The organism is Myxococcaceae bacterium JPH2, from assembly GCA_016458225.1.
In the GTDB taxonomy this organism is placed as follows: Bacteria; Myxococcota; Myxococcia; order Myxococcales; family Myxococcaceae; genus Citreicoccus.
In genome coordinates this window covers 544,370-569,955 of the sequence record JAEMGR010000003.1, presented here as the reverse complement: position 1 = coordinate 569,955, position 25,586 = coordinate 544,370, and the positions used below count along the sequence as shown (strand labels likewise).

General features: G+C 70.0%; 23 protein-coding genes and 1 tRNA gene. 13 read left to right on the top strand and 11 right to left on the bottom strand.

The window, feature by feature from the left end; genetic code table 11:
* Positions 1–3: 3 nt before the first annotated feature.
* The gene (locus JGU66_07085) at positions 4–756 is read right to left on the bottom strand and encodes a GNAT family N-acetyltransferase (protein ID MBJ6760522.1); all 753 of its coding nucleotides are present in this window, start codon (positions 754–756) and stop codon (positions 4–6) included.
* 103 nt (positions 757–859) lie between these two features.
* Here JGU66_07085 and JGU66_07080 point away from each other — a divergent pair, with 103 nt between their 5' ends.
* A complete protein-coding gene (locus tag JGU66_07080) occupies positions 860–1,321 on the top strand; it encodes a hypothetical protein (protein ID MBJ6760521.1) in 462 nt (153 codons plus the stop codon).
* 157 nt (positions 1,322–1,478) lie between these two features.
* Positions 1,479–3,932, top strand: coding sequence for a DNA topoisomerase (ATP-hydrolyzing) subunit B (gene gyrB / locus JGU66_07075; GenBank protein MBJ6760520.1), 2,454 nt, complete (start codon positions 1,479–1,481; stop codon positions 3,930–3,932).
* Between the two features lie 51 nt (positions 3,933–3,983).
* Here the strand turns inward: gyrB and JGU66_07070 are convergent, their stop codons facing one another.
* From JGU66_07070 to JGU66_07040, 7 genes are all read right to left on the bottom strand, one after another.
* The gene (locus JGU66_07070; protein MBJ6760519.1) at positions 3,984–4,310 is read right to left on the bottom strand and encodes an STAS/SEC14 domain-containing protein; all 327 of its coding nucleotides are present in this window, start codon (positions 4,308–4,310) and stop codon (positions 3,984–3,986) included.
* A 162-nt stretch (positions 4,311–4,472) separates the two neighbouring features.
* Positions 4,473–5,159: an STAS domain-containing protein gene (locus JGU66_07065; GenBank protein MBJ6760518.1), complete on the bottom strand. Its 687-nt coding sequence runs from the start codon at positions 5,157–5,159 to the stop codon at positions 4,473–4,475.
* A gap of 10 nt (positions 5,160–5,169) precedes the next feature.
* On the bottom strand, positions 5,170–5,667 hold the full coding sequence (locus JGU66_07060) for an STAS domain-containing protein (protein ID MBJ6760517.1): 498 nt from the start codon (positions 5,665–5,667) through the stop codon (positions 5,170–5,172).
* Positions 5,664–6,233: a SpoIIE family protein phosphatase gene (locus tag JGU66_07055; protein MBJ6760516.1), complete on the bottom strand. Its 570-nt coding sequence runs from the start codon at positions 6,231–6,233 to the stop codon at positions 5,664–5,666. The genes JGU66_07060 and JGU66_07055 overlap by 4 nt, the downstream gene beginning before the upstream one ends.
* Complete coding sequence (locus JGU66_07050) at positions 6,230–6,943, bottom strand: serine/threonine protein kinase (GenBank protein ID MBJ6760515.1); 714 nt, start codon at positions 6,941–6,943, stop codon at positions 6,230–6,232. The genes JGU66_07055 and JGU66_07050 overlap by 4 nt, the downstream gene beginning before the upstream one ends.
* On the bottom strand, positions 6,940–7,401 hold the full coding sequence (locus JGU66_07045; GenBank protein MBJ6760514.1) for an ATP-binding protein: 462 nt from the start codon (positions 7,399–7,401) through the stop codon (positions 6,940–6,942). Before JGU66_07045 ends, JGU66_07050 begins: the two co-directional genes overlap by 4 nt.
* 495 nt (positions 7,402–7,896) lie before the next feature.
* Entirely contained in the window at positions 7,897–10,818 is a 2,922-nt protein-coding gene (locus tag JGU66_07040) for a protein kinase (protein ID MBJ6760513.1), read from the bottom strand.
* Between the two features lie 357 nt (positions 10,819–11,175).
* On the opposite strand from JGU66_07040, the gene JGU66_07035 reads away from it, so the two are divergent.
* From JGU66_07035 to JGU66_07020, 4 genes are all read left to right on the top strand, one after another.
* Positions 11,176–12,492 (top strand): hypothetical protein, encoded by a 1,317-nt coding sequence (locus tag JGU66_07035; protein MBJ6760512.1) that lies wholly within the window; start codon positions 11,176–11,178, stop codon positions 12,490–12,492.
* An 88-nt stretch (positions 12,493–12,580) separates the two neighbouring features.
* Positions 12,581–13,690: a metallophosphoesterase gene (locus tag JGU66_07030; protein MBJ6760511.1), complete on the top strand. Its 1,110-nt coding sequence runs from the start codon at positions 12,581–12,583 to the stop codon at positions 13,688–13,690.
* A 4-nt stretch (positions 13,691–13,694) separates the two neighbouring features.
* Complete coding sequence (locus JGU66_07025) at positions 13,695–14,294, top strand: DUF2378 family protein (protein MBJ6760510.1); 600 nt, start codon at positions 13,695–13,697, stop codon at positions 14,292–14,294.
* Between the two features lie 105 nt (positions 14,295–14,399).
* Positions 14,400–14,927, top strand: a complete 528-nt coding sequence (locus JGU66_07020; GenBank protein ID MBJ6760509.1) for a hypothetical protein — start codon at positions 14,400–14,402, stop codon at positions 14,925–14,927.
* Between the two features lie 213 nt (positions 14,928–15,140).
* On the opposite strand, the gene JGU66_07015 is transcribed toward JGU66_07020, so the two are convergent.
* Together JGU66_07015 and JGU66_07010 are read right to left on the bottom strand one after the other, a co-directional pair.
* On the bottom strand, positions 15,141–16,409 hold the full coding sequence (locus JGU66_07015; protein MBJ6760508.1) for a DUF2029 domain-containing protein: 1,269 nt from the start codon (positions 16,407–16,409) through the stop codon (positions 15,141–15,143).
* Between the two features lie 38 nt (positions 16,410–16,447).
* Positions 16,448–17,845, bottom strand: a complete 1,398-nt coding sequence (locus JGU66_07010; GenBank protein MBJ6760507.1) for an NAD(P)/FAD-dependent oxidoreductase — start codon at positions 17,843–17,845, stop codon at positions 16,448–16,450.
* 437 nt (positions 17,846–18,282) lie between these two features.
* On the opposite strand from JGU66_07010, the gene JGU66_07005 reads away from it, so the two are divergent.
* The 7 genes from JGU66_07005 to JGU66_06975 all read left to right on the top strand — a co-directional run bounded on the left by JGU66_07005 (position 18,283) and on the right by JGU66_06975 (position 23,117).
* Positions 18,283–18,699, top strand: coding sequence for a ribosome-binding factor A (locus JGU66_07005; protein ID MBJ6760506.1), 417 nt, complete (start codon positions 18,283–18,285; stop codon positions 18,697–18,699).
* Positions 18,696–19,853 (top strand): RtcB family protein, encoded by a 1,158-nt coding sequence (locus tag JGU66_07000; GenBank protein ID MBJ6760505.1) that lies wholly within the window; start codon positions 18,696–18,698, stop codon positions 19,851–19,853. The genes JGU66_07005 and JGU66_07000 overlap by 4 nt, the downstream gene beginning before the upstream one ends.
* A gap of 149 nt (positions 19,854–20,002) precedes the next feature.
* A tRNA-Gln gene (locus JGU66_06995) sits at positions 20,003–20,076 on the top strand.
* Positions 20,077–20,134: 58 nt separating this feature from the next.
* Complete coding sequence (locus JGU66_06990; GenBank protein ID MBJ6760504.1) at positions 20,135–20,662, top strand: non-proteolytic archaemetzincin-like protein; 528 nt, start codon at positions 20,135–20,137, stop codon at positions 20,660–20,662.
* Between the two features lie 99 nt (positions 20,663–20,761).
* Positions 20,762–21,727: a PD40 domain-containing protein gene (locus tag JGU66_06985; protein ID MBJ6760503.1), complete on the top strand. Its 966-nt coding sequence runs from the start codon at positions 20,762–20,764 to the stop codon at positions 21,725–21,727.
* A gap of 106 nt (positions 21,728–21,833) precedes the next feature.
* Positions 21,834–22,463: a hypothetical protein gene (locus tag JGU66_06980; GenBank protein MBJ6760502.1), complete on the top strand. Its 630-nt coding sequence runs from the start codon at positions 21,834–21,836 to the stop codon at positions 22,461–22,463.
* Between the two features lie 183 nt (positions 22,464–22,646).
* Positions 22,647–23,117, top strand: coding sequence for an ankyrin repeat domain-containing protein (locus tag JGU66_06975; protein MBJ6760501.1), 471 nt, complete (start codon positions 22,647–22,649; stop codon positions 23,115–23,117).
* A gap of 110 nt (positions 23,118–23,227) precedes the next feature.
* Here the strand turns inward: JGU66_06975 and JGU66_06970 are convergent, their stop codons facing one another.
* Positions 23,228–25,402 (bottom strand): (Fe-S)-binding protein, encoded by a 2,175-nt coding sequence (locus JGU66_06970; GenBank protein MBJ6760500.1) that lies wholly within the window; start codon positions 25,400–25,402, stop codon positions 23,228–23,230.
* Positions 25,403–25,586: the final 184 nt, after the last annotated feature.

The window sequence follows — 25,586 nt, the reverse complement described above, 5'->3', positions numbered from 1 at the left end:
CGCTCAGCCGCCGGGGACCCAGTGCCACCAGGGGCCGAGGTCGCGGTAGCCCAGGCGCTGATACACGCGGTGTCCCGAGGGCGTCGAGTGCAGGGCGGACGCCACGCGACCCCGGGCCCGCGCACCCGCGAGCAGCCCCTGCATCACCGCCGAGGCCAGCCCCCGCTTGCGCGCGGAGGGCGCGGTGGCGACCAGGTAGATGCCCGCGGTGTCCTCGGTATCCAGCGCCACGCCGCACGCCAGCTCCCGCCCCGCCTCGCGCGCCACCACGGTGTACACGGGAGGCCTGGGGGCGCGCTCCCACGAGGCCAGCATGTCGCGCCAGTGCTCGCCGTAGGCCTCTGCGTTGAGCCCCACCACGGCCCCGAGCGCGTCCACGTCCTCCACCGGGGCGTCCGAGGACCCCGCGGGCACGTCGTCCAGGACGCGCCCCATGGCGCACAGGGCCTCCGACGGACGGTACCCCTGGGCATCGAGCAGGCGGGCGGCCTCGGGCTCTCCCGGAAGCACGGTGACGCGCCAGCGGGGGATTCCGAGGTCCCGGTAGAACGCGGTGAGCGCGGGCAGGTGGACCTCCAGCGCGCCGGCGTGGGTGAAGAGCACCTGCTGGAAGTGGACCTCGTGGGGGTGCGAGGGCAGGGCGAAGGCCTCCAGGCCCGGAAGGGCGAGGTGGCGCAGGAGGCCGCGCTCACCTTGCAGGCGCTTGAAGGCGAGGAGGTTGGTGTGCAGTCGCGCGGTCAGTTCGGCATCCGTCATGCGGTGGCCGAGCCTAGGCTTTGCGTCGCCGGACGGAGAACACGAAGCGCGGAAAGGACAGGCAGGGGAGCGCATGGACGGCTAGGGTGCGTGGCCGCCCGCCATGAGCACGAGCCCGCGTTTCTTCTCCTTCGACCCTCGGCCCACCCGCGCCGCCCTCTTCCTGGGCGCGTGCGTGCTGGCCGTGCTGTCCGCCTGGGCCCTCGCCGATGCGCGAGCGGGCGGCGGCCTGCAGTCCGTGGCCCGCGCGGGCGTCAGCGCGGGGCTGATGCTCGCCTTCCTCTTCGCCCTCCACCGGCTGCGCCCCCGGACGGACTGGGGCGTCACCCTGGATGCCTCCGGCGTGCGCGTGGCCCGCCCCTTCAGCGGCAGCCCGCTGGAGTTGTCCTGGAGCCAGATTGAATCCGTGCGCCGGCTCGGTCGCCGAGGAGGCGTGCTGGGGCTGTTCCTGAAAGAGGAGGGAAGGGTGCTCGTCACCCGGCATCTGTTCGCCCGCAAAGCTGTTTATGAAGAGTTGATCGCCGCGCTGGAGGACCGCCTCCCGCCGTCGCGTTTCGACGCTTGAAACCCCCGGGTTCCGGGGCGGTCGCGCAGGTCGGCGGCCGAGCCACTTTCACGAATGTTTCCGCCGCCTTGCGCGGGCTCGTCAGCCTTGTTCGGTGTGCCTCGAGGTGGTAGGCACGGCCCTGTCTCAACGGCGCATTTCCGAGGACTCGCTTCACATGGAAAAGACCCCCGCTACCGGCGCGTCTGTGACGCCGCCGCCCGTCGAGTATGGGACCGACAGCATCACCAAGCTCGAGGGGCTGGAGGCGGTACGCAAGCGCCCGGGCATGTACATCGGCGACACCATGACCTACGGGCTGCACAAGCTCGTCTACGAGGTCGTGGACAACTCCGTGGACGAGGCGCTCGCGGGCTACTGCACGGACATCGACGTCGTCATCCACGTGGATGGTTCGCTGAGCGTCCAGGACAACGGCCGTGGCATCCCGGTGGGTCCGCACCCCGACCCCAAGTTCAAGGGCAAGGACACGCTGGAGGTCGTGCTCACGGAGCTGCACGCCGGCAGCAAGTTCGGCAACGGCGCGTACAAGGTCTCCGGCGGTCTGCACGGCGTGGGCGTCACGTGCGTGAACTTCCTGTCCGAGTGGTTCAAGGTCCGCGTCCAGCGCAACGGCAAGGTGTACGAGCAGGGCTACGCGCGCGGCGTGGCCACGGCTCCGCCCGCCATGGTCGGCACCACCGACAAGCTCGGCACGGTCATCCACTTCAAGCCGGACTCCACGGTGATGGAGACGGTGGACTTCAACTTCGAGACGCTCAGTCAGCGTCTGCGCGAGCTGGCGTTCCTCAACGCCGGCCTGCACATCACCATCCGGGATGAGCGCACGAACAAGGAGCACGACTTCAAGTTCGAGGGCGGCATCTCCACCTTCGTCGAGTACCTGAACAAGGCGAAGGCGCCGCTGCACGACAAGCCCGTCTACATCCAGTCCGAGCGCGAAGGCGTGTCGCTGGAGATCGCCATGCAGTGGAACGATGGCTACGACGAGCGCATCTTCACCTTCGCCAACAACATCAACACCCACGAGGGTGGCAGCCACCTGTCTGGCTTCAAGTCCGCGCTGACGCGCACGCTCAACAGCTACGCGGAGAAGAGCGGCCAGTGGAAGGACCTCAAGGAGACGCCCACGGGCGAGGACGCGCGTGAAGGCCTGTCCGCCGTCATCTCCGTGAAGCTGGCCAACCCCCAGTTCGAGGGCCAGACGAAGACGAAGCTGGGCAACAGCGAGGTGAAGGGCCTGGTCGAGCAGATGGTGAATGATCAGCTCGCCACCTTCCTCGAGGAGAACCCGGTCCTCGCCAAGAAGGTCGTGGCGAAGATTGGCGACGCGTGTCGCGCGCGCATCGCGGCCCGCAAGGCGCGCGAGACGGTGCGCCGCAAGGGCGTGCTGGATGGCGGCGGACTCCCCGGCAAGCTGGCGGACTGCCAGAGCCGCGACCCGGAGGAGAGCGAGCTGTACATCGTGGAGGGCGACTCCGCAGGCGGCTCCGCGAAGCAGGGACGTGACCGGCGCAACCAGGCCATCCTCCCGCTGCGCGGAAAGATCCTGAACGTGGAGAAGGCCCGCTTCGAGAAGATGCTCACCAGCGCTGAAATCGTGACGCTCATCACCGCGCTGGGCACGGGCATCGGGGCGGAGGACTACGACCCGGCGAAGGCGCGCTACCACCGCATCATCCTGATGACGGACGCCGACGTGGACGGCAGCCACATCCGCACGCTGCTCCTGACGTTCTTCTACCGGCAGATGCGCGAACTCATCGACAAGGGCTACATCTACATCGCGCAGCCGCCGCTCTACAAAGTGACGCGCAACAAGAAGGACCTGTACGTCAAGGACGAGCGCGGGCTGAACGAGTACCTGCTCAAGGCCGCGTCCGAGCACGCGCGCGTGGCGACGCCCGCGGGCGAGCTGGGCGGCGCGGAGTTCAAGGCCCTCCTGGAGAAGGTCATCACCTACGAGGAGCGCCTGGAGAAGCAGGCGAAGCGCCGCGACGCGCGCGTGGTGGATGCGCTGGCGCAGGCCACGAAGCTGAGCGCGGAGCTGCTCGTCGACGAGGCCGCGGTCGAGGCCGAGATGACCGTCATGCGCGACTACTTCCAGCGCCGCATGCCGGACGTGCTGGCCCGCCTGTCGCACCGCCTGGACGTGGACCCCGAGAACCAGAAGAAGAAGCTGGTGGTGACCACGGACGTGAACGGCGCCATGCGCGAGTCCGTGTTCGACCACGCGTACCTGTCCTCGCCCGAGTACATGGAGCTGGTGAACCTGCGCGGCGTCTTCGCGTCGCTGGGCAAGGCGCCCTACCAGGTGAAGGTGGAGGCCGGCGTGGTGACCGCCTACTCCGTCCAGGAGGTGCTGGCGGCGGTGCGCAAGGACGCGCAGAAGGGCCTGGGCCTGCAGCGCTACAAGGGTCTGGGCGAGATGAACCCGGAGCAGCTCTGGGACACCACCATGAACCCGGCCACGCGCACGCTGCTCCAGGTGCGGGTGGAGGACGCGGTGGAGAGCGACGAAATCTTCTCGCTGCTGATGGGCGAGGCGGTGGAGCCGCGCCGCGAGTTCATCGAGCGCAACGCGCTGGACGTGCAGAACCTGGACATCTGAGCCAAGGGCCGCGCGCGCCAGTCACTCGCTGGCGCGCGGGCACCTTGCGGCTCAGGTGGACTTGCGAGCCGCCTCAGCGCGGGCCCGGTGGTCCGCGAGCCACGCCCGGCCAGCTTCCTCGGAGTCGAGGAACATCATCTCGCCCGAGGCCGCGCGGCCCAGCAGGGCCATGGCGCGCATCATCATGTTGGCGATGGTCTTCATGGCGAAGCTGGCGCCGAAGAACACCGTGGCCGCGTAGGGCGTCAGGCTCGGGTCGTCGCTGACGGCCTTGCGGGTCTCGGCGGAGAAGCCCGTGCCCTGGCGCACGTCCGCCAGCAGGTAGATGGCGGGCTTGCCCTCGTGGAAGGCCCGCACCCCGACAATCATCTCCCGCATGTGTTTCTCGGACAGCTCACCCACCAGGGTGAGCCGCACGATGTCGGGTTCCTCGAACGACAGCGTGTGCGGGCCGTAGGTCCACTCAGCTCCCAAGATGTCTTGCTCCCGTGTTGTCGTGGCTCGAAAGGTCAGCGGCTCGAAGCGTCTGGGCTCGGAGAATCAGCGGCGCGACGCGGTGGGCGCGGTGGTGCGGTCGCTCAGGTGGCGGAAGCACTCGCGCAGGCCTTCCTTGAGGCTGCTGAGCGTCCGCACCTCGCGCAGGTCCACGCCAATCTGCACCAGCGTCTGCGCGATGAGCGGGCTGATGCCCGTCACCACGCAGTAGGCGCCGAGCAGCCGCGCCGCGTTCACCATCTTGATGAAGTGGTTGGCCGTCATCGTGTCCACCACCTCCACGCCGGTGATGTCGATGATGACGCAGCGGGCCTTCGTCTGGACGATGCGGTGGAGCAGCCGCTCGGTCATCTCCACCGAGCGCTGCGTGTCCACCACGCCCACGATGGGCAGCGTGACGATGTCGTCCCACAGCTCGATGATGGGCGTGGACAGGTCGCGGATGGCCATCCGCTGCTGCTCGATGGTGGTCAGCTTCTCCTGCAGCTCGCGGTGTCCCGCCTCCAGGCGCGCGAGGGCTTCTTCGTTCTCGCGGCGGGTGGCGGCCAGCTCACGCACGAAGACGTTGAGCGTCTCCTCCAGCGCGGCGAACTCGTCCTGCTCCTGGATGGACAGCGTGGTGCGTGCGGCGTCGTACTGGCCCACGGAGATCATCGACAGCACGTCGATGATGCGGCTCACGCGGTCGGGGCGGACAGTCAGGTCGGGCGGGGGGGTGGGCGAGGTCGTCATCGCGCAAGCCTCAGGCGCTGCTCTTCATCGGGGCGGGGGTGGTCAGTCCAAGCATCTCGTCGGCGAGCTGCTGCGCGGCCTCGCGCTCGGCCTCGGCGGTGCGCGCGCCCGTCACCTGGACGCCGAGCATGGCGAGGCCCTCCTCCAGGCCCAGCGCCGTCTCCACGCCCTCCAACTGGATGCCCATGCTCTGGAGCGTGAGGGCCACGTCCGCGCCCATGCCGGAGAGCACCGTGCGCGTGCCCATCAGCCGGGCCGCGTTCGCCAGCCGCGCGAGCACCGCGCACAGGTGGCTGTCCACCAGCCACAGGCCGGAGATGTCCACCACCATGCCGCGCGCGCCGCTGCGCTGGATGTCGCGCAGCACGTCCGAGCAGAGCTGCGCCGCCTGGGCGTCCGTGATGTCGCCCTGGAGGGGGACGATGAGCTGTCCCCACAGCGGAATGATGGGGATGCGCGAGGTCTCGCGCGAGGGCCCCGAGGGCCGGTTCTCGTCCGGGTAGCTCATGGATTCTCCACGTCCGCCACCAGCACGGTGGCGTCATCGGTTTCGCGGCCGTAGCGCTCCAGCAACAGCGCGCACGCCGCCTCGGGCGTCAGCCCGCGCGTCATATCCAGCTCCAGCCGCGAACTCACGCCGTCACTGAAGAGGACCAGCCGGTCGCCGAGCGCCGGAGTGACCTCGGCCTCGCGCACCGCGCGCACATGCTGCCCGAGGATTCCGGGTGTGGGCAGCACGGGAATTTTCGTGCCCAGCGCGCGCAGCTCCACGTTGCCCACGCCGCCGCAGCGCAGGGTGCGTCCGTCATACAGCGCGAGCATGGCCGCGGCGCCTCGGCCCCCGCGCAGCGCCTGGTGCAGCGACTCCAACACGGAGGCCAGGCCCGCCGTGAGCGACACCTGCTCCAGGCAGCGCAAGGCCGCCTGGGCCGCGTCCGCCGCCAACGGCCCGTGGCCCAGCGCATCCACCACCGCGAGCAGCGTGTGTCCGCCGTCCTCGCGGATCAGCGCGCTGTCTCCGTTCGCCGTTTCGCCCTGGCGGGGCCGTGAGCGGTGGGCGGCGGACCACCTCACAGCCACACCTCGAACTCCACGTGGGTTCCGGCGGGGCCGGTGCGCACGTCGAACCGGTCCGCCAGGCGCTTCACGCCGAGCAGCCCCAGGCCCATGCCCGTCTTGCTGCGGTAGTTGCCGGACAGCACCAGCTCCACGTTGGGGATGCCCTGGCCCTTGTCCTCGGCGCGCACGCGCAACATCCGCTTGGGCGTGCGCTCGGGATGCAGGTGGATGATGCCGCCGCCCGCGTACGAGAGCTGGTTGCGCGCCAGCTCGCTCACCGCGGTGGCCACCTTCTGGCACTCGAAGCCTCGGCCTCCCAATTCCTCGCACAGCGTGCGCGCCGTGAGCCGCGCGCTGCTCGCGTCCGCTTCGGTGCGGATGGTGAGCGTGGCGGGACGAACCACGAGCGCGGGCGTCGTGGCCTCCACGGGGGAGCTGGGCGTGGGCCGCGCGACGTGCCCCGGCATGCTGCTGCGCCCCGCGGGGACGCCTGTCGCCAATCCCTTGAGGTCGGCCGCGAGCCGCGGGCGCTGCGCCGGATGCATGAAGTGCCGCGAGGCGGGCTCGAGCGCTTCGATGATGCGCGGCAGGTCCTCCGCGCGCAGCGAGCTTGCGGACAGCTTCAGGGGCTCCAAGGTGCCGCGAAGCACCAGTCGCGCCGCCGTCTCCGACATGAAGCCCTGAAGCACGCGCAGCAGCTGCGCGTGTAGCCCGTCTGCGTTCAAAACCGTCTCCTCTCACCCGGAGGTGTCAATCGCTTGCGGGCCACGACTTCGAGTCCGCCGCCCACGCGGTTGGTGACGCGCACCGCGTCCGTCAGCCGGCGCACCGCGGCGCCACCTTCGCCCAGGCTCTCGCCTGGCAGTGGACCTGGCCGGCCGTCGCGTCCCGCGAAGAGTCGCTCGGGCTCCACCATCCCCGGGCCGTCATCCCAGGCGCGGATCCACAGCCAATCGGCGTCCACCCAGAGGTCCACGGTGCCGCCCGCCCGCGTGTGGCGGATCAGATTGCTGGCCAGTTCGCTCACCACCACGGCCACCTCCGCGCTGCCCGCGGCCGCCAGTCCGGCTTCACGCGCGAAGCGTCGGGTGAGGGCCGCAGCGACGGCCACATCGGCGGGAACCCGAATCGACAAACGAAACGGAGGCGCATCAGGTGGCTGACAAGGAGGCTCGGTGGGCAAGCAAGCAGTCACAGCGGAAAATTCGCTGATTGAAGTATCAGAGTTCGAAAATGTGTCCAGTGGGTGACAGTCGCCCGCTCGTGAGTCCGACTCTACCCCTGACAGGGATTCAGCCGTGAGCAATGGATTGTCATATCCGATGGGGTGAAAACGGCCCCGGACGGTGAGAGGGCAGGGAGACTTTGTGCGTGAAAAGGCCCGTGGGCCCGGTGCCCTCCTCGGCGCCGCGCCCACGTGCCTTTCCCGTCCTTGTTGAGCCGGGCCGTCCGTGTTCCGCGGCCCTGCTGGCCCTTACGGAAGGAACCGTCCAAGCGCGCCCCCTCCGGGTCGCCATGCGGATGCCAGCTCGAGGACGGGGAGGGGGTGTCTGAGGAGAAAAGTAGCCACGGCGCCGCGGCGGACAGCGAGCGAGTTCGTCCGCGCGGCGCGCGCATGCCCGAGGAGCGAGGTGCGCACCCAGGGCCCGTCCATCTGCTTGTCGCGTTGCGTCGTGCGTCAGCGCTCGGAGCGGCTCGAGCCCTTGAGGGCTTCGGCGCGCTGCTTCCGGTTCATCAAGGTGACGTCGACGATGTCCACGTCGATGGCGCCCTGGTTGTCGCTCGCGCGCGAGTCGGGGAAGGTGCAGCGCAGGTCCTCGGCGCCCGTCACCTGGTAGCGCTTGCCCGTCTCGAACAGCCGATGGGAGCGCCGCACGGACTCGGGCGTGGGGCCTCGCTCCACGCAGAGCACCTGATGCACGCGGCCGTTGGCGCCGGGGCGAAGCTCCGCGATGTCGTCGCGCACGGTGAGCAGGTACGTGGAGCGCGGGTTCAGTCCGCGCAGGATGACCTGGTGCTCGGGCTTGAGCTGGAGCGCGTTCTTCTCGGCGTCGAACACGAGCGCGCGCGGCGGCACATATGCGGACTGCCGCAGGTGCACGCGCACGCTGCCGCGGTTGTCCTCGGGGCCGTTCTCGTCGAGCACGAAGAAGTGCAGCCGCTTGGCGCCCTTGATGGTGCGCGGAGAGGCGCCCACGAGACCGAAGGAGTTGTCGGCGGGGACATCGCCCTCGGCGAAGTAGACGAGCGCGTTGGACGTCGTGCCCTCGCCCTCCGCGAGCGCCGCGCTGCCATCCGTCCAGACGGAGTAGGCGGCGTTGGGGCTCACGTCGATGTTGGCCGTGGCGTACTCCGGCACGGGCATCGCGTTGAACATGGGGCGCAGCACGAGCAGGCGCGTGGGGTAGTCCACCTCGTACATCTCGCGGTTCTTGCCCTCGAGCGAGTCGCCCGTGCCCCCGTCATCCGCGGCGGTCGTCGCCTCCGCCACCGCGGTGCCACCGTCGCTCAGCGGCGCGCCGCCGTCGCTCGAAGCCAGGCCGCCGTCGGTGTCCGCTTGGGCGACGAGCTGGGGCGCGGTGCCGGCATCCCCTGCGCCCGTTGTCGCGGGGGCCGTCGCTGCCGGCTCCGCGGGCAGGCGCTGGAGGTCCGCGTTGAGATGGACCTCGCTGTTGATGGGCACGAAGCGCTTGGTCCAGGGCTGGTATCCCTGGAGCGAGAGCACGAGCGTATGCGGTGCATGGACATCGCCGCCCATGAGCTTGCTCGGCGTGCGGCCCCGCTCCTGGCCATTGAGGAGGATGGTGGCCCCCTCGGGCTTGGAGGTGATCCACAGGACGGTGACGGTCTCGGGGTCCTGTGTCGCCCCCTCATGAGGGATGACGAAGCGCCAGAACAGCCAGACGAAGAGCACCGTGATGGTGGCCCCGAAGATGCCGAGGCTCAGGGTGCGCATCTGCTTCTGGCGCTGCGTGTTGCGCTCGGCCTCCTCGCGGGCAATCACCTCGCGCGCGTTGTCCGCGTGGGCCTTCGCGCTGACGGGTGGGCGGAGCACGGTGGGCGGCGCATGCACCTCGGTCCCGTGTATCTCGGTGGCCGCGGCGGGGCGCGCGGTGGCCGTCTCCGTTATGACGGCGGGGACCTCCACGGGCGTGTCGCGCGGAGCGGCCAGCGTGGGCATCGCCGTGGGCTGCTGCGCCAGCGTCGAGTCGGTGTCCGGCTCGGCGGGAAGCTCCGGCGGTGTGGGCGGGAGCGGGCGCCGTCCCGTGCCGGTGTTCTCTCCGCGCGCGAGGTTGGGGTTCGTCACCCGGCGCACGCCGGACGTGGTGCTGCGGCGCTGGGATGGGTTGCTGGTGACGGCCTTGGCGCCGCCGTCACTGCCGGGGCGCGAGCCCGGAGCGCTGGGCGGCCGGACTCCCGCCGAGCTGGGCGCGCGCGGGATGCTGGCGCTGGAGGGCCGAGCGGCGCCCGCGGACGAGGGCAGCTTCGCGCGTCCTTGCGACGGCTCCACCGCGGAGCTCTGCCACGACGCGAGCAGCTCGCGGAAGCTCGGGGCGATCTCCACCTTGCGCCCCTCGGCGGCCAGCTCCTCGGCGAAGAGGAAGGCCATGAGCTGGCTGAGCATCGCGGTGGAGAAGCGCGTGTTGTCCCGGTACAGCAGCTCGCTCAGGGACTCGCTGAGGTCCTGCGCGGTCTGGTAGCGCGACTCCCGGTCGAGCGCCATCGCGTGTCCGATGACGGTCTCCAGGTCCGGGCTGACGCCGGGATTCACCGCGGACGGCGGCAGGTAGTCCGCCGTGAGGATGCGCGGCAACACGGTGACGAACTCGCCCTCCAGCGGGCGGCGTCCGCAGACCATCTCGTAGAGGACGACGCCCGCGGCGTAGACGTCCGTGCGCGGATCCAGGTCCTGCCGGCCCTGCGCCTGCTCGGGAGAGAAGTACGGGTACTTGCCCTTGAGCGTGCCGGGAGACGTCTTCGCCTCCACCACGCTGGTGGCCTTGGCGATGCCAAAGTCGATGACCTTGACCTCGCCCTCGTACGAGATGAGGACGTTGTCGGGAGACACGTCGCGGTGCACGAGCCCGAGCGCCCGTCCGTCCTCGCCCACGTGCCGGTGCGCGTAGTCCAGCCCGTCGCACAGCTTGCTGGCGATGTGCAGCGCCAGCGGCATGGGGAAGAAGCCCATCCCCGCGCGAGCAGCGCGCCGCAGCACCTTCGACAGGGGCTGGCCGTGCACCAGCTCCATGGCGATGAAGTACTGCCCGTCCACCTCTCCGAAGTCGAAGACCTGCGCGATGTTCCCGTGCGTCAGCCCCGCGGCCACCCGCGCCTCGCTGATGAACATCTCGACGAAGTCAGTGTCGTCGACGAAGTGCGGGAGGATCTGCTTGATGACACACGGCTTCGTGACGCCTGCCGCGCCCGTCAGTCGCGCGCGATACGTGACGGCCATGCCGCCCGCGGCAATCTTCGACAGCAGGACGTACTTGCCAAATGGCTGAGGGCTGTTCGGGTCCGCCACGGGTGCTGGTTCGGGGGAAGAAAAGGGATGTGGAGCATACTCGCCTTCACCGGAAAGTCCCGTTAGCGCTCGCATCTCACGCGAAGTTTTCGCTGCCGGTGGTGAAGTCCGCGCCACGACGCCCACCTGACGCTCCGTGAAATCCTGAGGTCATCTGGAACCCGGGTGCTTCTCGAAGCGAGTCGGTCGTGTCTCGGAATGATTGGTTCAGGTGCGTGAAGTATCTGAAGAAGCTCGATAACCTCTGGGATTCATTGGGCCTGGAGGTGTCTGATCCACGCCGCGTGAGGTAGGCGTGAGGCACGCTGCTGGAGGGCTTCACACTTCTTCACGGCGCTTCATGCGGTCTGGAGGGGGCTCGGCGTTATGTACGGCCGCATGCCGGGCTGGGCGGACTGAAGACGCGCCTTCCCGGGAATCGAGGCAGCGGTGATGGCATCGGCGCTCCACCTCCCGGGTCGGTGGGCAGTCCTGGCGGCGGTGTTCGCGCTGCTGGTGTCTGCGCGCGACGCGCGAGCACAGGAACTGGGGAGCGACGCGTTCTCCGCGCTCGACCTGTTGGCTCGGGGGCCGGAGCTGGGCGCCTCCGATGTGCCAGGTGAGACGCGCGCGAGGAGGGCCACGGCGGACATCGCGTCGCGCACGCTGGTGGCTCCGCCCACGAAGCCTCCGGAGCAGGTCTCCTCGGATCCCTCCTCGCCCGAGCCCTCCGCCGAGGTCGCCGTTCCGCCGTCTCGGTGGATCCATGCGGAGCGCCCGGGGTTCAAGTCGTTGCCGGCGGTGGCCGCGGTGGTGCCGGGGTTGGTGTTGCATGGCGTAGGGCCGTGGCTGGCGGGAGACGCGAAGACTGGACGCCGGTTGTTCGCGTTGGAGGGCGCGGGCCTTGGGCTCATCGCGGTGGGCGGTGTGCCCATCGTGTTGACGGGGGCATCGCGGCGGACCATTGGGCCGCTGTACGCGGTGACGCTCGCGGGCGCGGGGCTGTTCTCCATCTCGGCGCTCTCGAACCTCTACGCGGTGCTGGCTCCCGCCGTGGAGCCCGGTGTGGTGCCGGCGTCACTGCCGCCGCTGGAGCTGGAGATGGGCTACCAGTACGTGCACGACCCCTCGTTCCCATACGACCACTTCGTCGCGCTGGGCGCAGTGGCGCGAGTGTCCGCGTTCCGCTTGGAGGCAACGGCGCGACTGGCCCCCGGTGAAGGGAACACGCGCGTGCGCGCGGGCGGTGCGTACCGGTTGATGGGCGCTCCCGAGCAGACGCTGGGCCAGGGGGATGGCACGTCGCTGGATGCGGAGCTGTTCGCGCTCTACCACCGCTTCCCCACCGAGGGCTTCACGGTGGGCGGCGCCGAGGCGGGGCTGCGCGGGCGCTATGCGATGGCGCGATTGAGCCCGCGACTGGAAGGGTCGTTCGCGGAGGCGAGCCTGGGCATGTCCTTCCAGGGCTACAGCTATCCAGGGCCGCCCTCGGACGACAACCTGCATGAGCAACTGCTCTTCACCTTCGGCTACGGCGTGTGGCTCGGCCGAGGAGGGCCGCTGCGGGGCGAGGCGATGCTCTTCTACGACCATCGCAAGGACGACTTGGTGGGCGGCATGCGCACGTTGGGCGGAGGCGTGGTCGGCTCGGTCGGGGTGCGAGGGCGCGTGTTGCTGTCCAACTCGTGGGGCATCGCCGCGGAAGCCCAAGCCGGGGGGGCGCTCGTCGGTCGAGTGTCGCTCCTCTACGCGCTCGGAGGCGAGACGTGAGCGGCGGGGTGGATCAAGGCGTGCTCGCGGAAGGGCGTGCCGCGAACGTGGAGCGAGTGTTTCTCCGTGGCGCATGGGGAGGTGAGGCGTGAACGGCGCGTTGAAGCATGGTGTCCTCGCCGCGCTGTTGATCACCGCCTGCGTCCGTCCCGCGGAGGATCGCGCGACGCGCGATGCGAACGTGGGGCGAGAGGAGAACGGCGGCGTGTCGGTGGAGGTGGAGGGCGGGTTGGCGTCGGTGCGCGCCGTTGCGGCCGGTGGCCTGGAGCTGTGGGGGCAGGCGCCCGCCTTCTCCACGAAGGTGACGATGTCGGCGGACGCGCCGTCGGGGTTGTTGCTCACCGTCCACAATGCGATGCCGGATGCGGAGCTGACGGCGACGGACGAGGGGGGCGGGGTGGTGCCGGTGGAGCCGTTCCCCTCGGTGCGGCCCACGCTGAAGGTCTGGCGCGTGGGATTGCGACCCGGGACCGTGGCGCGCCTCATGGTGGCGCCGCCTGACTGGGATTCCGACGCACCGTTCCGCTTCGCGGCGTTGGCGGACGTTCAAGAGGCGCTGCCGCGCGTGGGCGATGTCTACGCGCGCATGTCCGAGGACCCTTCGCTGCGCTTCATCTTCTTCGCGGGAGACCTCACGGAGCGGGGCCAGCGCGAGGAGTTGGAAGAGTTCCAGCAGCGGTTGGAGTTCGGCGCGCGCATCCCGTTGTTCGCCACACTGGGCAACCACGAGACGTTCACGCAAGACGCGCGGGCGTACCACCAACTGGTAGGCCGAGGCAGCCAGCACTTCGTCTTCCACGGCGTGCACTTCAGTCTGGTGGACTCAGGCAATGGAACGGTGGACCCCACCGTGGAGGCGCAACTCGACGGGTGGCTCGACGAGGCGCGCGATGCGGTGCATGTGGTGGCCATGCACGTCCCTCCGTTGGATCCCGTGGGCGTGCGCGGAGGTGGGTTCGCCAGTCGGAACGAGGCCGCGGGTCTGGTGGGCAAGCTCGCGCGAGCGGGCGTGGACCTCACGCTGTATGGCCACATCCATTCGTACTATTCGTTTTCGAACGCGGGAATTCCGGCCTTCATCTCCGGTGGCGGAGGTGCCATCCCCGAGCGCTTCGACGGCGTGGGTCGTCACTACCTCGCGGTGGAAGTGGCGCCCCGTGAGGGCGTTCGGGATGTGGGGCTGGTGCGCGTAGACTGAGCCCGTGAGACTGACGGATTCCGCGCAGGCGGTACAAGCCCGGATGGCGCTGTGCCAGCCCGAGCACACGCTGATGGGGTTCTTCTTCGAGGGGCTGCTGGAGGGAGTGGAGCGGCTCGCGGGAGAGGAGACGCTGCGCGAGGCGCGCGCGATGACGCGAGGGCTGGCGAAGCTCAAGTCTCACCAGTCGTGTTCCGCGCTGGAGTATCTGAGCGTGCTCGACCTGGCGGGGCGCGAGCTGGAGCGGCGCGGTCAGGACTATGCGGTCGCGGTCGAGCAGGTGGCGCGCGCGGCCTCCGAGCGGGTGTTCTCCTCGGCGGTGGGGCAGCTCGTGTTGGCCATCGCGGGAGATGATCCGCACCGAGGCCTGTCCAACGTGCCGGGGCTCGCGGGGGCCACGTGCACGTTCGGCGAGCGCGACTACGAGCGCGTCTCGGACACGAGCGCGCGGCTCTCTTTCCGCGGCGACCTCTTGGGGCCGTCCTGGTGCATGGGGCTGACGCTGGGCGGGGTGTCACGCGGACCCACCGGGCAGCGCTTCGTGGCCGAGCTGGAGGCCGGCGCGGATCCGTTCACGGACTTCTCGCTGGTGGTCCGCTGGTGAACGTGCGCCGGGGCCCGACTTTCAGGCTCCGGAACGAACCCCCTTGAAAGGACACTGAACATCTGGGCAGATACTGGCTCCCCTGCCTTGTGAGGAGGCACCCACATGTTCGATCCGACCGACAACGACTCCATCTCTCCCGCGCTGCGTGCGCTGCTCGAGCTGTTCGCCACGGACCTGGCCGAGGTTCGCTTCCCCGACCTGGACACGGCGGTGCTGGGAGATGCCGCGGCGCTGGTGCGTGAGCGTGCCGAGGTGGTCGCTCGGGCCCAGGCGGCGCTGGAGGCCGCGCGCCAGGGGCTGCAGGAGAGCCAGGACGCGCTGCTTCAGAAGGGACAGCGGGCGCTGGCCTATGCGCGCGTCTTCGCCGAGGAGGATGCGGCGCTGAGCGAGAAGCTGGAGGGCATCCACTTGCCGCGTCCGATGCGAAAGGCGAGCAAGGCGGAGGGCACGCTCGCGGCGGAGCCCGTCGCGCCGTCCATCGGCTCCGAGGAGAACGCGCCCCGTCGTCGTGGCCGTCCGCCCAAGGTGCGGTCGCTGAATGGCGCCTCGCTGTTCTCGGACGGAGCCTCCGCCGAGGTCATCGCCGCGGTCCACGAAGAGTCCTCCAACGGAATGCTCCCGTCCGCCTGATCTCGCCCAACGGAGAGCCGCGCCACGAAGGTCCCAGTGCCAGGAGCGCGAGCGCCCGGATGGGCCTCGCGCCTGGGCCATGAAGCACCGCTCCATTTGCCGCGTGCAGGGGCCCGTCCATCGCGGGCGGAAGTGCAGCCCCCTCGGTCGCATGCCGAGTGCCTCGCGATCGCAAGCCGAGGCGTAGCCGATCAGCACTCGCGAGGGACTGCGCTACGGAACGCGGCTGCTCGCGAGCCCACGCGGCAGTTGCGTCACCTCTCCACTGGGGAGCACGGCGGCGGGAGCGCCACGGCGATGCACCTGCCACACGGTGGCGAGTAGCAGCGCCGTGTACGCGAGCGCGAAGGGCCGGAAGAGGAGCACCTGTCGCGAGAGGTCCGGCCCGAACGCCGTGTCCGAGACAAGCATCCCCGTGAGCGCCACCAGCGCGACGAGCGCGACTCCGATTCGCGTGCGCCCCTCCAGCAGCCCGCGGAGCAGCGGCCACGCGAGGACGTAGTTGGCGCGCCAGGCCAGGGGCGACAGCAGCGTCACCCCCAGGCAGCACATCGCGAGCAGATCCGCGGGTCCAGGGCGAGCCCACGCGATGGCCGCAATGAAGAGCACGAGCGCCACGCCCTGCGCGATCGGGAGCGCGTGAGGCGGCGGCACGGACTCCGCAGGAAGCACCAGCGAGAGCAGCAACGTGGGCAGCCCTTGGGGATTGTGTCCCAGGGCCCAGGGCGGCGTGGTGCGCGCGAGCGTCTCGGTCCACGCGTGGAGCTGGGACATCGTCCCTGTCATGCCGTAGCGCGCGAGCGTGGGCAGCACGAGCAGGCTGCCCACGGCGGCGGTGGTGCCCACGACGCGCCACTGTCGACGCCAGAGGAAGAACAGGCCGAGCAGCGCGGCGGGCGGCTTCAGCAGACACGCGACGGCGAACGCCGCGCCGGGCACCCAGGCTTCGCCTCGCTCCGCACGGGCCGCAGCCAGCACGAGCAACAGGAGGAGCACCGCGTCCACCTGTCCGTAGAAGAGTTCGAAGGAGAAGGCAGGGAAGAGCGCGAGCGTGGCGAGCACAGGCGCCCAGGCCCACGAAGGCGCCTCACCCGGAGCCGGCTGGGCGCGGGCCGTGAGGCGCGCCACGGCCAGCAGGGCCAGGACGGATCCGAGATTCCACAGCGCCACCGCGAGCCGCGCGGGCAGCACCTGGAAGGGAATGAAGAGCGGCGCGGTGACGGGGGCGTACTTGAACGGCATGGTGCCGTCGGAGACCCGGTACAGGTCCGAGCCCTCGAGGAAGCGCTCCGCGGCGGTGAGATAGACGCGGAAGTCGATCCCTCGCCGTGGATTCTGCCCCAGCGCCACCGCCGCGATGGCGAGCACCGCGAGCACCCCCCATCCCACCCAGCGGGCCCACTTGGGATCCTCTCGCCAGTCGCGCGAGGTAGGGGAGGCTCGGGGAGAGGGAGGGGCGTGCCCGGGTGTGACGGCGCTCATGCAGCCGGCGTCATTCCATGGGCGGCGCCGGGCCGCAATCAGAGGCCGTAGGTCTCCAGCAGGCGCAGCCACACCTCGCTCAGGGTGGGGAAGGACGGCACCGCGTGCCACAGCGTGTCCAGGGACACCTGACCGGCGACGGCGATGGTGGCCGCGTGGAGCATCTCGCCCACCTCGGGGCCGGTGAAGCTGGCGCCTACGATGATGCGGCGCTTCTCGTCCACGACGAGCTTCGCGGTGCCCTTCAAGCCCTCGCCCAGCAGCACGGTGCCCGTCACGTTCCCCAGCTCGTACTGCACCGCGCGCACGGGCAGTCCTGCGCGGCGAGCTTGCGCCTCCGTGAGTCCTACGCTCGCGACCTGGGGATGGGTGAAGACGACCTGGGGAACAGCGCGCGCGTCCGCCCAGGCCGCTGCCTGCTTGCCGAGGATGACGTCTCCGGCGGTCCGCGCCTGGTACTTGCCCATGTGCGTGAGGAGGTTGCGGCCGTTCACGTCGCCACACGCGTAGAGCCAGCCGCCCGCCACGCCTCGGGCGCGAAGTTGATCATCCACCTCCACCGAGCCGCCCGGCTTCAGGCCCACGGTCTCCAGACCCAGGTCGTCTGTACGGGCCACGCGGCCCATCGCCACGAGCAGCGCATCGGCGCGCGCCTCGCCCGCGTCGTGCGTGAGCGTCACCGTGTATTCGCCCGCGTCACCCGCGCGGCTCACCCGCGCGGCCTCCGTCCCCAGCACCACGCGCACGCCGGAGTCCCGCAGGGCCTGGGCGACCTGCTCTCCCACGAAGGGCTCGAAGCGCGTGAGCACGCGCGGGCCGCGCTGCACCAGCGTGACCTCCTCCGAGCCCAACCCGCGCCACGCTTGCGCCAGCTCCACGGCCTCCACGCCACCGCCCAGCACCAGGAGTCGCCGTGGGGCGCGAGCCGCCGCCGTGGCTTCTCGGTTGTCCCAAGGCTTCGACGCCCGCAGGCCCGGGATGTCCGGCACGCGCGGTTGGCTGCCCGTGGCCAGCACCACCGCGCGCCGCGCTTCCAGCTCGCGCGTCGTGCCGTCCTTGCTCGCCACGCTCACCCGCCGAGGACCCGCGAGCCGTCCATGGCCGCGCACGGGTGTGAGGTTCGCGTTCTCGGCCCACTTCACCTGTGAGGAGTCGTCGTAGCCCTTCACCAGGGCATCGCGATGCGCGAGCACCGCGCTCGCCACCAGCGGACCCTTGAGCGCCTCGCGAGCGCCAGGGGTGTGCTGGGCGAGCCACAGCGCCTCGGTGGGGCGCAGCAGCGCCTTGCTGGGGACGCAGGCCCAATAGGAGCACTCGCCGCCGTAGAGCTCGTGCTCCACCAGCGCCACGGAGAGTCCGCCCGCGGCGGCTCGGGCCGCGACGTTCTCGCCCGTGGGGCCGCCTCCGATGACCACGACGTCGAATGTCTCGGACATGGGTCCTCCCAAGTGACTGCTTGCCTGGATGCGAGCAGTCCGCCAATGCACCTGGGCCCGCGCGTCGGCTGGTGGAAAGAGCGAGTGGTCACCGGTGGACAGCCGCTGGCCCTGGCGCGCGGGGACGAGAGACAGCGTCCGTGTCAGGAATTCAGGGGCAATTTCGTCAGCGCGGCCGGTCGCGCCGTCCGGCGACCGACCGCGACAGTGCGAGCCGTGCCGATGAGCGCGGCGGGAGGTGTGTCATGGATGGTGTCTTCAACGGTGTCTCGGAGTGTGCTCGCGCGTCGTCGCGCGCCTGACCGGGCGTCATCCGTCGTCTCGCCGGGCTCCCAGGGTGGAGTCGGGCATGGGAACGGGGTCGCCACCTCAGGCCAGCGTGTGCCGCGCGGAGCCGCCGTCTGCGTGCACCCTGTCGTCTGGGAACCGTTCCGTTCATGTCTCCTTCCACGCCTCGTCGTCCCCGCGCGCCGCATCGGCGCTCGGGTTCCTCGCTGTTGAAGTCGCAGCCGTTCACCGCGCGTCACCTGCGCGTGCAGTCCACCCTGTTCCACGAGGTGGACCTGCTGTTTCGCACCGAGCTGTCCGACCCACGCCTCGAGGGCTTCGCGCTGAAGTCCTTCGAGTTGTCCCCGGATGGTCGGCTCATCCGCATCGGCTACACCCTCCACGCCACACGTCATGCTTCGTCCTCGGTGGAGGACGCGCTGGAGGGAGCGCAGGGCTACCTGCGCGCGCAGGTAGCCGCCCACCTCAACCTCAAGCGCGTGCCGTACCTGCGGTTCGTCTACCTGGGCACCGCTCCCTGGTCGGACGAGGAGGATGCGCCCGACGAGGAAGGAGACGCGTCATGATGCCGCGCGTCTTCGATGCCTCGTCGAGCGCCGTCCCCATCCTCGCGTGGGCTCGCGCCCTTCCGCCGAAAGCGCTGAAGCAGCTCCAGCACCTCGCGGCGCAGCCCTATGTCGTCGAGCACATCGCGGCGATGCCCGATGTTCACGTGGCACACGGGGTGGCGGTGGGCACCGTCTTCGCCACCGAGCACCACGTCGTGCCAGGGGCGCTCGGCGGGGACCTGGGCTGCGGCGTGAGCGCGTACCGCTTCGCGTTCCCCGCGGCGTCGCTCGGGCGCTCGGACCTGGAGGACCTCGTGTCCCGACTGGGCGCGCGAATCCCCGTGGGAGACGACGTCCACCGGAGGCGCGAGCAGGAGCTGCCGGCGGACCTGCGGACGCCCCCGCTCTCCACCCAGCGCCTGGGCCGCGCGTGGACGCAGCTCGCGCCGCGACACCTGGGCACGCTCGGCGGGGGCAACCACTTCCTCGAGCTGGACCGCGACGGCGCGGGCGACCTGTGGCTGCTCGTGCACTCGGGCTCTCGGGGCGTGGGCGCCGCCATCGGTGCGCACCACCAGCAGGCGGCGGTCGCGAAGGGCGAGGGCTCACTCCCGGCGCTCCGGACGGACACCCCCGAGGGGCTCGCCTGCCTCGAGGACATGGCGCTCGCCTGCCGATTCGCGCGCGCCAATCGGGAGGCCCTCGCGGCCCAGGCGCTCGCGGTGCTGGGTGAGGTGCTCGGGGTGGCGCCGGAGCCTGACTCCACAGTGGACGTGCACCACAACCACGTCGCGCGGGAGACGCACTTCGGCCGCGCGTTGTGGGTGCACCGAAAGGGGGCGGTGGGGCTGGAGGAGGGCGCGGTGGGCCTCCTCCCCGGCTCGATGGGGACGGCCTCCTACCTCGTCACGGGCCGAGGCGAGCCCCGGGCCTACCGCTCCTGCGCGCACGGCGCCGGCCGCGTCCTCACCCGCACCGAGGCCCGCCAGCGCATCCGCCCTGCCGCATTGGAGAACGCCCTGCGTCGCGTCGTCTTCGACCCTCGGCGCCTCGACTCGCTGGTGGAGGAGGCCCCGGCGGCCTATCGCGACATCTCCGAGGTGCTGGAGGACGCTGCAGATCTCGCCGTGCCCCGGGTGCGGCTCACCCCGCTGGCGGTCCTCAAGGGCTGACCGGCTGGGTGGATTTCACGAAAAGTGAAATCCGCTGTGCTTCCTCCTCACGGGACGGACGCTCCGCGTGAGGGGGAGCGCGTCAGGGTGGGTTCCCGAGGCCGTCGGGATGCCGTACAATCGGCTCGAAGGTACGCGTGCGAACCTGCTGGGGCGTCGTCTAATGGCAGGACGTCAGACTTTGAATCTGATTATCAAGGTTCGAATCCTTGCGCCCCAGCCACTCCGCTCCGGGGGGACGCGGTAGAGCGTCCCCCATCGGGAACAAGGACGGTGGGCCGATGCCGCAGAAGACACTCCTGCTGCTCTCCGTGGGGAGCCCTCCGGCCACCCTGTTGAGGGACTTGCAGGACCCGCTGGCGACGCACATGGGCGTCACGGCGGTGGTGGGACGCGCGGCGCTGCCAGCTCCCACCTACGCCTTCAACAAGGATCGCGGCCAATACCACTGCAACGCCATCATGCGCCGGCTCACTCCCTTGATGGAGCCGGGGCAGCACCTGGTGATGGGCGTGACGGACGTGGACCTGTTCGTCCCGGACTCGCCCTTCGTCCTCGGCGAGGCGGACCGCGAGTCGAAGGTCGCGGTGGTGAGCCTGTCCCGCATGCGCCATGGCGCGGAGGGCGAGCACCTGCGCCGCCGCCTCCAGGTGGAGGTGGTGCACCAGGCCGGTCACCTGCTGGGCCTGTCGTACTGCGAGGACCTTCGCTGCGTGATGTTCTTCGCCCAGGCGCCACAGGACTGTGACCGCAAGCAGCTGTCGCTCTGCAACCTGTGCCGCAACGAGCTGCAGAAGCTCAACCGCTGACTCCCACGGGAAGTTGAATCCGCTGTCCGCGTTGACGTCGGAGCCTTCGCACTCTGTAGTGCGGGCGCTTTGCCAACAGGGCCGACAGTGGAGACAGCGATGCGTGGCATCCGGCGAATTCTCGGCGGGATGGTGGCGGTGGGACTTCTGGGCGCGTGCCAGCCCCTGGACGAAGGAGGCGGCGGTGGCGCGGGCGACGTGCTCTTCACCCGAGGCTTCGCGTTCGTTCGCAACGACCGCAACGTCTACGTGGTGGATGACAAAGGAGACCCCAACAGCCCGCAGCGGCTGACGTCCGGCGGTGGCGCGTTCCAGCCCTCGGTGTCGCGTGACGGGCGCAGCGTCGTCTTCGTGCAGAAGTCGGGCAACACCACGTCGCTGCAGACGGTCCCCACCTCGGGCGGCGTGACGGCGACCCTCTTCACGACCAACGACGTGGCGTGTGGCGTGAGGGGCTGCACCAACTTCCGCTATCCCACCTTCAGCCCGGACTCGCGCACCATCGTCTTCGTGTTCGACCGGGGCTCGGGCTCCAACAGCGAGCTGGGGCAGGTGAACGTGGATGGCAGCAGCTTCAAGGCGCTCACCCCGGGCACCACCATCTCCTACGGCGCGCCGTCCTTCTTCCCGAACGGCACGACGGTGCTGGTGCCCGCGGGCAACAACACCTTCCAGTTCAACCAGCTCGCGCGGGTGCCGCTCAATGGCGGGCCCGCGACGTTCAGCTCGCTGGGCAACGAGGTGCTGTCCATCGTGAACCGCGCGGTGGTGTCGTCGGACGGCACGCAGGTGGCGCTCGATGGGAAGCTCTCCTCGGGCAGCACGCGCATCTTCGTGGGGCCGCTGACGTCCACGGGCATCGGCCAGCTCCGCCGCCTGTCCGACTACTCCACGGCCACCGTGCAGGAGACCTTCCCGAGCTGGACGAGCGCCAGTGGCCTGGGCTTCCTCTTCTCCGACGCGGGCGGAGACCCGAGCATCTACCGCGCGACGGTGAGCCTCACGCCCAGCTCGGTGAGCCTCGCGGTGCCCACGGCCGCGGAGCCGTCCTACGGGCCCTTCTGACGGCTTGAGGTCGAGGGCGCGGCACCTCCTCGCCGTGGGGCTCCTGGGCCTCGCGGCGTGCGCGTCGAGTGGACCGCGGCCCTCGCCACCGCCGGGTGTGCGGCTCGTGACGGGGTCGCCGGTCGCCGGGTTGCCGTATCGCCTCGTTGTCTCCGACAGCGCCACGCCCGCGCGGCCGCATCGGTTGCTCGTGTGGCTGCACCCGACGGGGACCGATGGGCTCGCGCTGGTGGAGCCCTGGGGCGATGAGTTGGCTCGGCACGGCTGGGCCTTGCTGACACTGCCTCGCGAGCGAGTGGAGGGCTGGAGCGGCGCGGAGGCGAACCGCTTGATGCTCGGCGTGGTGCCGGACGTGGCGCGGGTGCCGGGCGTCGATGCGCGCCGGCCCGTGCTGCTGGGCTTCAGCGCGGGAGCGCAGATGGCGCTCGAACTCGGGGCGGCGCGTCCCGACGTGGTGGGCGGTCTGGCGCTGGTCGCTGGCTCGCCGCGCATCTCTCGCGCGGATGAGCGCACCCCGCCTGTTGGGCTCGCCACGGCGCGGGTGCCCTTGGTGTCTTGGATTGGTGCGTTGGATGGGAGCGCTCCGCTGTGGCGCGAGGCGCGGGAGCCCTGGCTCGCCGCGGGCCTCTTGCTGGAGCTGCGTGAGGTGCCCGGTCAGGGCCATGCATGGCTCCTCGCGGACCCTGCCGTGCGGGCTGCCCTGCTCGCGTGGCTGGATGACTTGCCCAGGAACTGAATCACCCAGGTGTGCGTACGCTTGGCGCCCGCTGCCTGTCGGCGTGAGGCTACGAGGCAGGGACCTTGGGGCGCGGAGGGCGCATGTCGCTCGGATGACAGGCGGCCCTGCCCGCGGAGGCGAGTGCCCCTGGCGCGTGGGGCCTTCGGGGCGCGATGCTCTTCCCGCCGCTGGAGGTGGCTGATGTCCTTGTTCGATGCCGTGAGCGCGGGAGACCGCGCCGCCGTGCTGGCCCAGCTCGATGCGGGCGCGGACCCCAATCCCTTTGACCTGGAAGGCCGCACGCCCCTCATGCTGGCCGCTCGCGAGGGGCAGACGGAGCTGGTGGGCCTGCTGTTGGAGGCGGGCGCCGACCCCATCCTCACGGACTCCATCGGCGAGACGCCGCTCATCATGGCCGCTGCCCACGGCCACGCCGAGGTGTGCCGCCTGCTCCTGCCCCACGCGCGCGCGGATGAGAAGGACCTGGCTCGCACGCTCCTGTCGGGACTCGGGCTGGGGCACATCCCGATGGATCCGCCGGCTGTGCCGCCGGACAGCTTCCGCCGCAAGCTCGCCTCGGCGGGCGCCTACGTCGCGGGGAAGCTGGGCGATGACGGCCCCACGAAGCGGCTGGAGCGTGCGCTGCGCGCGGAGAAGCAGCGCAAGCCCTGAGCCCTCGCGCTCGTCGCGGGAAACACGAAGGGCCCGGCGCTTCCCAGGAGGGAGGCGGACCGGGCCCTGTCATCAGTGCGCCGGGGGAGTCCCCGGCGCCTGACGCGTGACTACTCCGGCTTGGCGCTCACCGTCACTCCGGGCGCCACGGAGCCGCCGCGCGTCTCCATCGCATCGGCGACCAGCTCGGTGATGTCCTTGATCTTGATCTGCTCGCGGCCCGTGTCGTTCACGGCGTCGTTGAGCATCGTCGAGCAGAACGGGCAGGCCACCGCGACCACGCCGCTGCCACCCGTCTCCTTGTAGTCGCCCACCTGGCCCGGCTTCTTCTTGTCCGTGGCATCGGGGAACGGCGTGGACGGGTCCTCGGCGTGCTTGAGCGTGAGCGCCACTTCGTTGATGCGGTTGTGGTTGATGCGCGTGCCGATGTGCTCTTCCATCCACATCCGTCCGCCACCGGCGCCGCAGCAGAAGCCCTCGCGCTTGCTGCGCTGCATCTCCACGACCTCCAGACCCGGGATGGCGTTGAGCACCTCGCGAGGCGCGTCGTACACGCCGTTGTGGCGGCCCAGGTAGCAGGGGTCGTGGTACGTGAGCTTCGTATTCATGACCGCGGACAGCTTGATGCGCTTGTCCTTCAGCAGTTCGTTGATGAGCTGCGTGTGGTTGATGACCCGGTACTCGCCGCCGAACTCCGGGTACTCGTTCTTGATGGTGTTGAAGCAGTGCGGGCACTGGGTGATGACCGCCTTCACGCCCATCGAGTTCCACGTCTCGACGTTCGTCTTGGCCATCGTCTGGTACAGGTACTCGTTGCCCATGCGGCGCGCCGGGTCGCCGTTGCACATCTCCTGCTTGGAGAGCGTGGCGAACGTCACGCCCGCCTCGCGCATGATCTTCACGAGCGAGCGGCTCACCTTCTTCTGCTTGTCGTCGTAGCTGCCCGCGCAGCCCACGAAGAACAGGTACTCGTACGGTCCGCCGCCGTCACCCCACGTGGGCAGGTTCAGGTCCTCGGCCCACTCGTCGCGGCGGTCCTGGCCCAGGCCCCAGGGGTTGCCCTGGCGCTCGATGCCCTCGAACACGCGCTGGATCTCCGGCGGGAACTCGGCCTTCACCTGCACCTGGTAGCGGCGCATGTCGATGAGGCGCGGGACGTTCTCGATGAACACCGGGCAGGCCTGCTCACACCAGCCGCAGCTCGTGCACGCCCACACCGTCTCGGCCTTCAGCGCACTGCCAATCATCTCCGGCAGGGGCTGCTTCATGCCGTCGTGGTAGCCCTCTTCCACCCACTGCTCGTGGTCCCAGATCCAGTGCTTCAGGTCCTGGTTGACGGCCTTGTGCGTGAGCGGCTTGCCCGTGATGTACGTGGGGCAGTGCGTCTGGCAGCGACCGCACTCGGTGCAGGAGTAGAGGTCCAGGCCCTGCTTCCACGTGAGGTCCTTCACCGTGGCGGCGCCGAACTCTTCCTTCTCCAGGTTGGGCGTGGGCAGCTTGCCCGTGGAGTGGGAGCGCTGGAAGAAGACGTTGAAGAGGCCGGTGATGATGTGGAAGTGCTTGCCCAGCGGCAGGAAGTTCAGGAACGCCAGGATGATGGTCAGGTGCGTCCAGAAGCCCGCCGTGCCCAGCGCGTGCGCGGCTGTGGGACCCATCGGCATCATCGCCAGGCCCACCGCGCTGGTGACCGGCTCGTACCAGGCCAGGGAAGGCGCCGGGGCCTGAGCGCCCTGCGCCGCGTGCGCCGTCACCAGGTGGCCACCGCCGAAGACGAACTCCGTCACCATCAGGCCCGCGATGAATCCGAGGATGAGGTACGCCTCCCACGACTGCGACATGCGGTCCGGCTTCACCTTCCAGCGCGTCCACACGAAGAAGGCCACGCCCAGGAGCGCCAGCGCCGCGACCACGTCCTTGATCAACAGGTAGACGCGGTACACCGCAGCGAGCGCCGGGACGTCCGCCCACACCGGGTGGCTGAAGTCCGTCAGCACTTCCAACGCCGTGGACGAGAAGCCGATGGTGAAGAGCATCACCGTACGGACCGCCAGCACCATGAAGGCGGCGTAGATGAAGATGTGGAACAGGCCGGGCGTGAACTCCTCCGGGTCCACCATGCGCTTCTGGCCCAACCCGAAGCGCACCAGCTGCGCCACGCGGTAGGGAATCTGGTCCAGCCGGTTCTCCTGCTTCATCGCGAGCAGCACGCCGGCTCGGCCGGACATGGTGATGATGAAGAGTGAGACGGCGACGGCGAGTAGCAGGCCGGTGATGATGGGACTCATGGAATCTTGGAGACCTCGTGGGCGCGCGGCGAAAGGCCCGGTTGCCGCGTCGCGGCAATTCTTGAGTTCGGGTCAACCCTAACAGGGGTGATTCGCGAATCAAGCACGCTGCTGAAACCGCTGTCCGTCACCGCGCGAGGCAGGAGTGGGCAGAGCGAGGCGCGGGCGCGGCGCGGCTGGGAAC